This is a genomic window from Kitasatospora sp. NPDC059803 (assembly GCF_042732255.1).
Taxonomy (GTDB): Bacteria; Actinomycetota; Actinomycetes; order Streptomycetales; family Streptomycetaceae; genus Kitasatospora.
Genome location: NZ_JBHWIJ010000321.1, coordinates 1 through 9363, shown reverse-complemented (window position 1 = coordinate 9363; position 9363 = coordinate 1). Strand labels below are relative to the sequence as shown.

Annotated in this window: 7 protein-coding genes and 1 pseudogene; 2 read left to right on the top strand and 6 right to left on the bottom strand. The window is 71.0% G+C overall.

The window, feature by feature from the left end:
• Positions 1-229 precede the first annotated feature (229 nt).
• A complete protein-coding gene (locus tag ACFV6I_RS33725) occupies positions 230-724 on the bottom strand; it encodes a DUF4240 domain-containing protein (protein ID WP_380429519.1) in 495 nt (164 codons plus the stop codon).
• A gap of 92 nt (positions 725-816) precedes the next feature.
• Positions 817-942: pseudogene (locus tag ACFV6I_RS33720) on the bottom strand (flavin reductase family protein); the annotation flags it as partial.
• 283 nt (positions 943-1225) lie between these two features.
• On the opposite strand from ACFV6I_RS33720, the gene ACFV6I_RS33715 reads away from it, so the two are divergent.
• A complete protein-coding gene (locus ACFV6I_RS33715; RefSeq protein ID WP_380429516.1) occupies positions 1226-4219 on the top strand; it encodes a hypothetical protein in 2994 nt (997 codons plus the stop codon).
• A 233-nt stretch (positions 4220-4452) separates the two neighbouring features.
• Here ACFV6I_RS33715 and ACFV6I_RS33710 read toward each other — a convergent pair whose 3' ends face one another.
• The gene (locus tag ACFV6I_RS33710) at positions 4453-5007 is read right to left on the bottom strand and encodes a TetR/AcrR family transcriptional regulator (protein WP_380429513.1); all 555 of its coding nucleotides are present in this window, start codon (positions 5005-5007) and stop codon (positions 4453-4455) included.
• Between the two features lie 171 nt (positions 5008-5178).
• On the opposite strand from ACFV6I_RS33710, the gene ACFV6I_RS33705 reads away from it, so the two are divergent.
• A complete protein-coding gene (locus tag ACFV6I_RS33705; protein ID WP_380429511.1) occupies positions 5179-5982 on the top strand; it encodes an alpha/beta hydrolase in 804 nt (267 codons plus the stop codon).
• A gap of 81 nt (positions 5983-6063) precedes the next feature.
• On the opposite strand, the gene ACFV6I_RS33700 is transcribed toward ACFV6I_RS33705, so the two are convergent.
• The 3 genes from ACFV6I_RS33700 to ACFV6I_RS33690 all read right to left on the bottom strand — a co-directional run bounded on the left by ACFV6I_RS33700 (position 6064) and on the right by ACFV6I_RS33690 (position 9266).
• Positions 6064-7605 carry a hypothetical protein gene (locus tag ACFV6I_RS33700; protein ID WP_380429508.1) on the bottom strand — a complete coding sequence of 514 codons (1542 nt, stop codon included), beginning with the start codon at positions 7603-7605 and terminating at the stop codon, positions 6064-6066.
• Positions 7606-7621: 16 nt separating this feature from the next.
• Positions 7622-8251, bottom strand: coding sequence for a hypothetical protein (locus ACFV6I_RS33695; RefSeq protein WP_380375673.1), 630 nt, complete (start codon positions 8249-8251; stop codon positions 7622-7624).
• A 364-nt stretch (positions 8252-8615) separates the two neighbouring features.
• Positions 8616-9266: a hypothetical protein gene (locus ACFV6I_RS33690; protein WP_380429505.1), complete on the bottom strand. Its 651-nt coding sequence runs from the start codon at positions 9264-9266 to the stop codon at positions 8616-8618.
• Positions 9267-9363 lie beyond the last annotated feature (97 nt).

Here is a 9363-nt window from a genome sequence, read left to right as displayed (position 1 = left end):
GAAGGGCTAGCCCGCCCCCGTCGGGGGGGGGGGGCGGCCCCGGGGGCCCGCGGGCGGGGGGGGTTGGGGGGCCCCGCGCCGCGGGTCCCCGCGGGCGGGGGGGGGGCGGGGACACACCCCGCCGCCGTGCCCCCCAGGCTGGCGGGCTGGGGGGCCGAGGAATATGACGGTTGGTCTACATAATTCCCCGAGGTGGAAACGGCGGCGCGTGACGTCCGGTGGGCGGGGGCTAGTCGGCGAAGCGGGCTGACAGGTGGGGGAGGAGGGTGGGGAGGTCTTCGTCCTCCCAGGGCTCGCCGGCCGGGGGGCCGGAGGTGATGCCGTTGGAGGGGAGGTCGGCGCCGGTGAGTTGGCGGTAGGCATGGGTGGCCGCGTAGGCGAGGTCTTCGGCCTCCAGTTCCTCCTGGTCGGGGGTGAGGAGTTCGGCGAGGCTGTCCGGGTCGGCGAGGGCCTGTTCGAAGAGGGTTCGGCCGGCGCCTATCAGCCAGTCGCGGAAGTAGTCGAAGCCGTCGTCGCTGCAGCCGCCGTTGACGAGGTAGCCCGCGCCCCAGAGCAGCCAGGTGCAGGAGCGGGCCTTCTGCTGCGCGTAGTGCCGGTCGAAGTCCGCGATCTGATCGGGTGCCAGGCCGGCGAGGTGCTCGGTGATCGCGTCGGCGTGTTCGCTCTCGTCGGCGGCGCCGGCGCGGGTGTCGTCGATGATCTGCCAGAAGGTGTCGAGATCCATGCCCGTCACCTTGGCAGGTGGGGCTGACACTCTCTCGCGCAAGCGGCAGAACGGTTTCAGTGGTTTCAACGGTTTCAGCAGCTTCAGCGGTTTCAGCGGGGCGTCTGGGTGCGGAAGCTGTGGCCGAGCTCGGGGCCGGGTCCGTAGTAGTGGCGGAAGTTGTAGATCAGCGGGCTCCAGCGGGCCGGGTCGACGTGCTGGGAGCCGGGGACGACGATGCATCGACGGTAGGGCGGGGATCCTTCGGTGCGGGCCGAAGGATCCCCGTCGACCGGTCAGACCATCACGTGGCCGGGGGCCGACGGCCGCAGGGCACCACGCGAGGGGCCGCGATGGGGCCAGGTGGCCGACACCCAGCGGTCGCAAGGGGTTCGGGTCCGGATGGCGGCCCGAGCCAACCCATGTCACGTTACTCAAAGTGTTCACAAAAACACCTCGCGTTATCTCGATACTGCGGCGTGGCGCCTTGCGGTGACCACGCCCGACTGGAACGGAGACGGTATGGCAGGGATCAGACGCGGCCGGTCGCGCGGCAGGCTCGCCGCGGCGATCGGACTGGCGGTCATCGGCGTGACGGCGGGTTGGGGAGGAGGTTCGGCACAGGCCTTCCCGGCGCACGCCTTCCCGGCGCAGGAGACGGCATCCGTCAGACCTGCCGTCGCCTCACCTGCGGACGGCACGGACGGCGCGGACCGCGCGAACGGTGCGAACGGCGCAGACGGGAAGTCAGGACCCCGGGCGCTGACCTGTCCGCCGGTGCCGTTGTGGGTGAACACCGGCGGTGGCGGTGACCAGCTGTACTCGTACAGTCCGACCGGTACGCAGTTGTCCGACGTGCCGCTGGTGCGGGACTACGGGGACATCGCGTGGAGTGCGGACGGCACGACGCTGTACGGGGTGTCCTGGCACGAAAGCCCGCCGACGCTGTACACGATCAACCCGGCCACCGGCGCGGAGACCAGCTCGGTGGTGATCACCGGTCCGGCCGCGGGTTTCGGGTCCGACTTCAACGCGCTGAGCTCCCGCCCGGACGGCAGCCTGTTCGTCGCGTCGTTCTTCTCGAACCAGATCTGGACGCTCAACCCGGCGACCGGGGTGAGCACGCTGTTCCCCGTCTCCTACCCCGCCACACTCGTCTCCTCGGGTGACTTCGTGACCCTGTCCGACGGCGACGTCCTCGGGGTCGCGTTCGATTCGTTCTTCCAGAACCCCACCAGCTACTTCCGGATCCACCCGGACAACACGATCACCGAGATCGGCACCACCCCGGACTCCATCTACGGTCTGGCCCAGTCCGGCGGCAACGTCTACATCTTCCGTGCGAACGGCACCATCGAGAAGCTGAACTCGGTGCCGACCGCCTCCTCGACCGCGACGCTGCCCACCACTGTCATCGCCGCGACGGGGCACCCCTTCTACGGCGCCTCCTCCACCCAGGACAGCGGGAACTGCAACCTTCCGGCCGGCACCTCCTACACCGTCGCCAAGTCGGTCTCCCCGACCGGCCCGGTGAACGAGGGCGACACCCTGACCTACACCGAGACCGTCACCAACACCGGCACCAACCCGGCCACCTTCGCGGGTTTCAGTGACAACCTCTCGGCCGTGCTGACGGACGGCACGCTGGTGCCCGGTTCCGTCACGGCCAGCTCCGGAACGGCCGCCGTCACCGGGAACACCCTGACCTGGTCGGGCACGCTGACGGCGCCGCCCGCCGCCGGGTCCACCGTGACCGTGAAGTACCAGGTCACGGTCAACAGCCCGGACACCGGCAACTACGCGCTGACCAACAACGTCGCGCCCACCATCGCCGGCGGCACCTGCGCGACCGCGACGGGCTGCACCACCACCGTGCTGGTCAACGTCCCCACCCCCACGATCGACAAGTCCGCGGCGGAGTCCTCGTTCGTCGCGGGGCAGACGATCCACTACACCTACGCCGTCACCAACAACGCCGGTGTGCCGCTGACGAACATCGCGGTCACCGACACCGGCCCCGGCACCCCGACGGTCACCTGCCCGCCCGGCCCGCTCGCGGCCGGCGCCACGGAGAACTGCACCGCCACCTACACCGCGACCGCCGCGGACGCGGCGGCGGGCACGATCACCGACACGGCGAACCTCACCGGCACCGTCGGCACCCAGACGGTGACCTCGACCAGCAACCAGGTCGTCGTGCCGCTGCGGGCGCTGACCATCACGAAGTCGGCCGTCCAGCCGAACTTCCAGGCCCCGGGCGAGACGCTCAACTACACGTACACCGTCACCAACACCGGCCAGGTCGCGCTGACCGGCGTGACGGTGACCGACCTGACGCCCGGCGTCACCGTCTCGGGCTGCGGAACCAACCAGCTCGCGCCCGGCCAGTCCACCACCTGCCAGGCCACCTACGTCACGACGGCGGCGGACGTCGCCGCCCAGAACGTGCCCGACCAGGGCCAGGTCACCGGCACCGACCCGGGCGGCCAGCCCGTCACCACGACCAGCAACAAGGTGAACACCCCGCTGGTCGCGATCACCGTGGTGAAGAAGGCCGCCGAGGCGCAGTACACCGCCGCCGGGCAGACCATCCACTACACGTACACGGTCACCAACACCGGCGCCCAGCCGCTGACCAACATCGGCGTGGTGGACAACGGCCCCGGCACCCCGACCGTCACCTGCCCCACCGGCCCGCTCGCGCCGGGCGTCTCCGAGAACTGCACCGCGACCTACGTCACCACCGACGCCGACGTCGCCGCGGGCAAGGTCGTCGACACCGCCCAGGTGACCGGGAGCGCTCCCGGAGGCCGGACCGTCACCTCGACCAGCAACAAGGTGACCGTGCCCTACGCCGGGCTGAAGATCGTCAAGGCCGTCCAGGAGACCTCGTTCTCCGCCGCCGGCCAGGCCCTGCACTACACCTTCACCGTCACCAACACCGGTGATGTGGCGCTGAGTTCGCTCGCCGTGACGGACTCCGGTCCGGGCACCCCGGCCGTCTCCTGCCCGGTGACCACCCTGGCCCCGGGCGCGTCCACGACCTGCACCGCGACCTACTCCACCGCCGACGCCGACGTGCAGGCCGGGAAGATCACCGACACCGCGACCGTCACCGGCACCACCCCCGACGGCACCCCGGTGACCGCGACCAGCAACACCGTGACCATCGTGGCCTGCACCCCCTGCGAGGACCAGGACCACGGCGGCTGCGACGGCAACAACTCCGGTGGCCACGGCGGCTGGGGCGACCACCACCCCGGCCCCGGCCAGTGGGACAACCACCCCGACGGCACCACCCCCGGTGACACGTCGGCCGCCGAACACCCCGCCGGCACCCACCCCGCGCCCGTTCCCCCGCGCGACACCGCCGCGCAGGCACCCGCCCTGATGCTCGCGAACGCCGGATCCCCGGTGGCCATGGCCGGCCTCGGCGGCGGCGCGCTGCTGGGCCTCGGCTGGCTCATCGCCGCCTTCGCCTCGGCCCGCCTGCGCCAGGACCGCTCCGGAGAGTGACCACCCTCCACCATCCGGACCGGCCCCGGCGACGCACGCAACGCACGCGACGCACACGCCGGGCGTAGCGGCCGGGAGAGCAGAGTGGGGGGCCCCCGGGGGGGGGGGGTGGCAGCGTTTTTTAAGTGGTGTGGGGGGACCGCACCCCCCCCCACCCCCCGCAACCCAACCCCCGCCTCACGCGCCGGCCCCGCCAGACGACCCAAGATGGCGCGCCCCACTCTGCCTGCTTTTTAGCCGAGGACGGCGTCCACGGCGGCCGCCAGCGCCTCGCGCACCGCCGGGGGGGCGGTGAAGCGGCTCTGGTTCATCGCGCCGTGCCGCAGGATCAGCAGGGTGTCGGCCGCCCGGTCGGGGTCGGGGTGGCCGGTGGCGGCGAGCAGGCCGGCCAGCAGGGCGCGGAACCAGTCCATGTGCTCCTGGATCGCGCGGCTGACCGGGTGGTCGGGGTCGGGGTAGTCGGCGGCGGCGTTGATGAACGGGCAGCCGCGGAAGCCGGGGGCGCAGAACTCGTCGGCGATGCCCGTGAACAGGGCCGTCACGGCCTCGCGCGGAGGAAGGTCCGCCACCGCGGCGGCGGCCGCGCGGAAGAGCCGGTCGTGCTCGTGGACGTAGGCGAGCACGACGTCGTCCTTGGACGGGAAGTGCCGGTAGAAGGTCGCGTTGGCGACCGCCGACTCGCGGATCAGCTGGTCGATGCCCACCCCGCGCACGCCCTGGGCGTAGAAGAGCCGCATCGCCGCGGCCAGGATGCGAGCGCGCGGTGGCGCGGAATCTCTCGTCGTCATGGCTTGACGCTAACAGAAGGATCGTTCTACCTTGGAGGAGTAGAGAGAACGCTCCTTCTACTTCTTGGATCGGACGACCGCGCCCCGACCGGGCCCAAACCGGGCCCAAACCGGGCCCCGACCGGCCGCCGATCCGATCCCCAGCCCTCACGCACCAGGAGAGACCCCGCCATGCCCAGCAACCGCACCCCGGTCATGTTCATCCACGGCCTCTGGCTGCACTCCACGAGCTGGCAGGGCTGGGCCGACCGGTTCCGCGACGCCGGCTACGAACCGATCCTCCCCGAATGGCCCGGCGTCCCCGCCACCGTCGCCCAGGCCCGCAGGAACCCCGACCCCCAGGGCGGAATCGGCCTCGCCGAGATCTCCGCCCACCACGCCCGGATCATCCGCGACCTCGACACCCCGCCCGTCCTCGTCGGCCACTCCGTCGGCGGCTTCATCGCCCAGCACCTCCTCGGCCAGAACCTCGCCCGGGCAGCCGTCGCGATCTGCCCCGGCCAGATCAAGGGCGTCAAGGCCGTCGGACCCGCCCAGGCCAAGTCGGCCTTCGCGTTCCTGCGCAACCCCGGCAACACCAAGCGCGCCGTCTCGCTCGACCCCGAGCAGTTCCGCTACGCGTTCGCCAACGCCGTCCCCCAGCAGGAATCCGACGCACTCTTCGACGAGTGGACCATCCCCAGCCCCGCCCGCCCGCTCTTCCAGCTCGCCCTCAGCAACTTCGCCCCCCACTCCCCCGCCAAGGTCGACACCCGCAACCAGGACCGCGGACCGCTCCTCCTCCTGTCCGGCAAGCTCGACCACACCGTGCCCGACGTGCTGACCCGCTCCACCCACAAGCAGTACCGCAAGTCCTCGGCCGTCACCGACTACCACCGCTTCGACGACCGCGGCCACTCCCTCACCGTCGACCACGGCTGGACCGAACTCGCCGACCACTCCCTCACCTGGCTCGACCGGCGCCACATCGGCTGAGCAGACGGCACCGCCCGGCCCCGGCTCCCCGGCCCGCCGCCCGAGAGGTGCGGGCGGCGGGCTCGAACGGCGGCCCGAGGGTCAGCGGCGGCCGATGATCTTGGAGAACGTCGCGAGCGAGACGGTGCCCGTCTTCTTGGCGGCATCGCCGACGATGCCCCAACTGCCGATGCTCTGACCGTAGTTGGCGGTCAGCGCGGCGCCGCTCGCACCCTCCTTCGCCTGGGACATGTCCGTGCCCGTGGACATCTCGACGACCAGCGGGACCTGGGTGGAGAGGTTGACCGAGCCCTGGAGGACCTTGCCGGCGAGCTTGCCCGCCTTCTCGGAGGCGCCGACGACCTTGGCGCCCTTGGTGCCGATGTAGTTGAACACCTTGGTCGCGTCGGAGGCTCCGGAGCCGCCGGTCTCGGCGAGGAAGGTGAGCCCGGCCCGGCGGACGCCGACGCTGGCCTTGTAGGAGGCCTTGGCGCCGGTGCCGATCGTCTTGACGATGGCCTTGCCCGCCTTGAGGCTCTTGGCGACCGCGCCGACACCGGGCAGGGCGGCGAGCGCGTCCGCGCCCAGGCCGACGATCGTGGCCGCGTCCCAGTCACCCTTGATCGCGGCGTCCACGGTGTGGGCGCCGAGCGCGGCGATGGCGGTGACGGCGGCGACCGGGCCCGCGATCGGCGTGAGGACCGGGATGAGGGCCAGGACGCCGGCGACGGCGGACACGATGCCCAGGATGTCCCCGAAGACGGCCCAGAAGCTGCTGCCCTGCTCCTCGGCCGCCTTGCGCGCGGCCTCGGCCTTCAGGTACTCGAACTCCTGACCACGGGTCTGGATGACCCGGGTGAACTCGCGGTCGGTGAGCAGACACTGGAGCTGGAGTTCGGCCTGGAGGGCCAGCGCCATGTCGATCAGGTCGTACAGGCGGCCGTCGGCGATCCACTCGCGCGGGTACCCGTTGTCCTTGAACCGCCAGAAGGAACCCGCGAAGGCAGGACCGCCCATGGCCAGGGACGGAACGGACCCGAGGTTGTGGGCAACCACGGGGTGTGCGTAGGAGATCACGCCCGACACCACATACGCGGCGTCGCCCCTCTGGCCCCCTCTCATCATCGCATCCGCGACCCTCTTGCCTATGGCCTGCCGCTCCTCTTCTGTCATGCCGGGCTTCCCCAACCACGGTGGGGTCGTTACCAGCGCATCGTTCTCCCACGTCTCGGGCAGCCAATCGCGCGACAGCCTCTCCTGCGGCTTCGCGGCGCTCTGCGGGTTCGCGGCGATCCAGGCGGCGAGCGCGCGGCTGGTCTCCAGAGGCAGGAACCCCTGGAACTCGCGGTCCTGGGCCGCGATGGCCGGATCGGAGTCCACGTAGTCGAAGTACTCTTCGTCGAGGCGGCTGAGCGCGGCGAGGACCTGGTCGCGCTGAAACACGAACATGCGCAGCAGCTGGTCGATCTTGTAATGGTCCTCCGCGGTGAGGGCCTTCGGGTCCCACTTCCAGAGGGTCATGGCGAGATCCGGGTTCCGGGTGTAGAGGCCCAGCTCGCTGTGGACGGCCCCGACGATCCTGTCCTTGCCCGGGTCGAAGCCCAGGTACGGCAGTTCGCGGCGGAGCTCGTAGTCGATGTCCATGGTTCTGCTCCCCTGGTCAGGCCGCGGTGGCGGTGTCGAAGGTGATCGTGCGGCAGACCTCGGCGAGGATCTCCACGCAGGAGTCCCACTCGGGGAGGTTCTCCGTGGCGATCGCGAAGTCGGCCATCGCCAGCCGCCCCGGGATCGGCACGAACACGTGCAACTGACGGACCACGGTCGGGCCGCCGCCGTCGCCAAGCAGGTTCACCGGGCGCTCGACCTTGCGCTCCTCGGTGAGCAGCACCGCGGGGCCGGCTTCGAGCCGGACGACGCCGACCTCGGCGTCCGGGTAGATGGCGCCCATGGTGCGCGCCAGGCGGTGGACGGTCTGCTCGTTGGACAGCTCGCTGGGGCGGGCGGTGACGGTCAGGATCGCCGAGGCCAGCTTCTCCTCGGGCTTCTCCTTCGTCGGCCCGTACAGCAGCGTGCCCGCGTAGACGGCGCCGGCGGCGGACAGCAGCTCGTACATCGTCTGCTGGGTCAGGACGGCTGCCCCTATCTCCTCGTCCGACGGCTTCGGGTCGACCATGTTCAGCCGCTCGATCAGCCGGTTGGTGTTCACCTCCGCCGACACGGAGAAGTCGAGGTCAGTGAACGCCTCCGGGACTTGGAAGCTGATCGGCAGGTCGATCGTGGCGTCGGGCACAGGTGCGCTCCTCACAGGCGGGACACGGATGCGGCCCGCCGCACGACGCGGCAGGACCGCCCGCCATGATCGACGGCCCGGCGGAACCACCGACCCCACCGCCACCCCCGGCACGCGACCGCTGGCGCGAACCGATCCGCCTTACGTCCCACCTGGACCGAATTGCCCACCCGAACACACGTCTCACCCGTAACCGGAACGGCCTGATCCACCGTCACCCACATGGCCCAAGCGGCCCATTGCACGGCACGGCGCCGCCGGGAACGTCCGCGAAGCGGAACGCCGCGCCGACCGGGGAGGTCGTGCGCGGCGTTCGCCGGGAGAGTCGAGAGAGTCGAGAGAGTCGAGAGAGTGCGGCGGTGGGTCACACCGCGCCGAGGCGGCTCGGGGCTCCCGGGGCGGGCTTCAGGTAGCGGACGGCGGCTGCTGTCGTCAGGGCGATCAGGGTGACGGTGAGGAGGTACTGGCAGAGCAGGCCGAGATCGCCGAGCTGGTTGTCGTACCAGGTGAAGAACGCGTTGCCGGCGAGGCCGAGACTGAGGACCGGCGGGAGGACGGCCAGTGCGGTCGCGGCCGGCAGCAGCCGGCCCCAGCGGAGGAATGCGAGCGAGAGCAGGGCCAGCGGGATGCAGGCCCCCATCAACGTCAGCACGGGCTGGGGAAGTACGGGGAGGGCGCTCTCGTGAAGAAGTGCGCCGAGGCGGCCCAGGTTGGACAGCAGGAGGCTCGCGACCAGCACCATGGCGGGCGGGACGGCGGCGCGCGGTCGGCGGGCGATCGTGCTCTCCAGCAGGTCGCCGGGGGCGGCGAAGAGCAGCAGGGACCACAACACGTTCGCGCCGGACGACATGATCAGGAGGGTGTAGTCCGGCGGAAAGCCCGGCACCACGGTCCATATCTCATGCTGCTGGACGAAGCACTGGGCGATGGCGGCCACTCCGGCCAGGGCGGCCAGGGTCCGGACGGTGGTCCACCGGCGGAACAGCAGGGCTACCACGACCAGCAACCAGAGCACCTGATTGACATCCTCCCCGCCCTAAAGGACGGGGATTCCTAGCTCACTTCGCCTGGCCGTCAGCGACGGGCAGGGCTTACAAGATCAGCACTAGCCG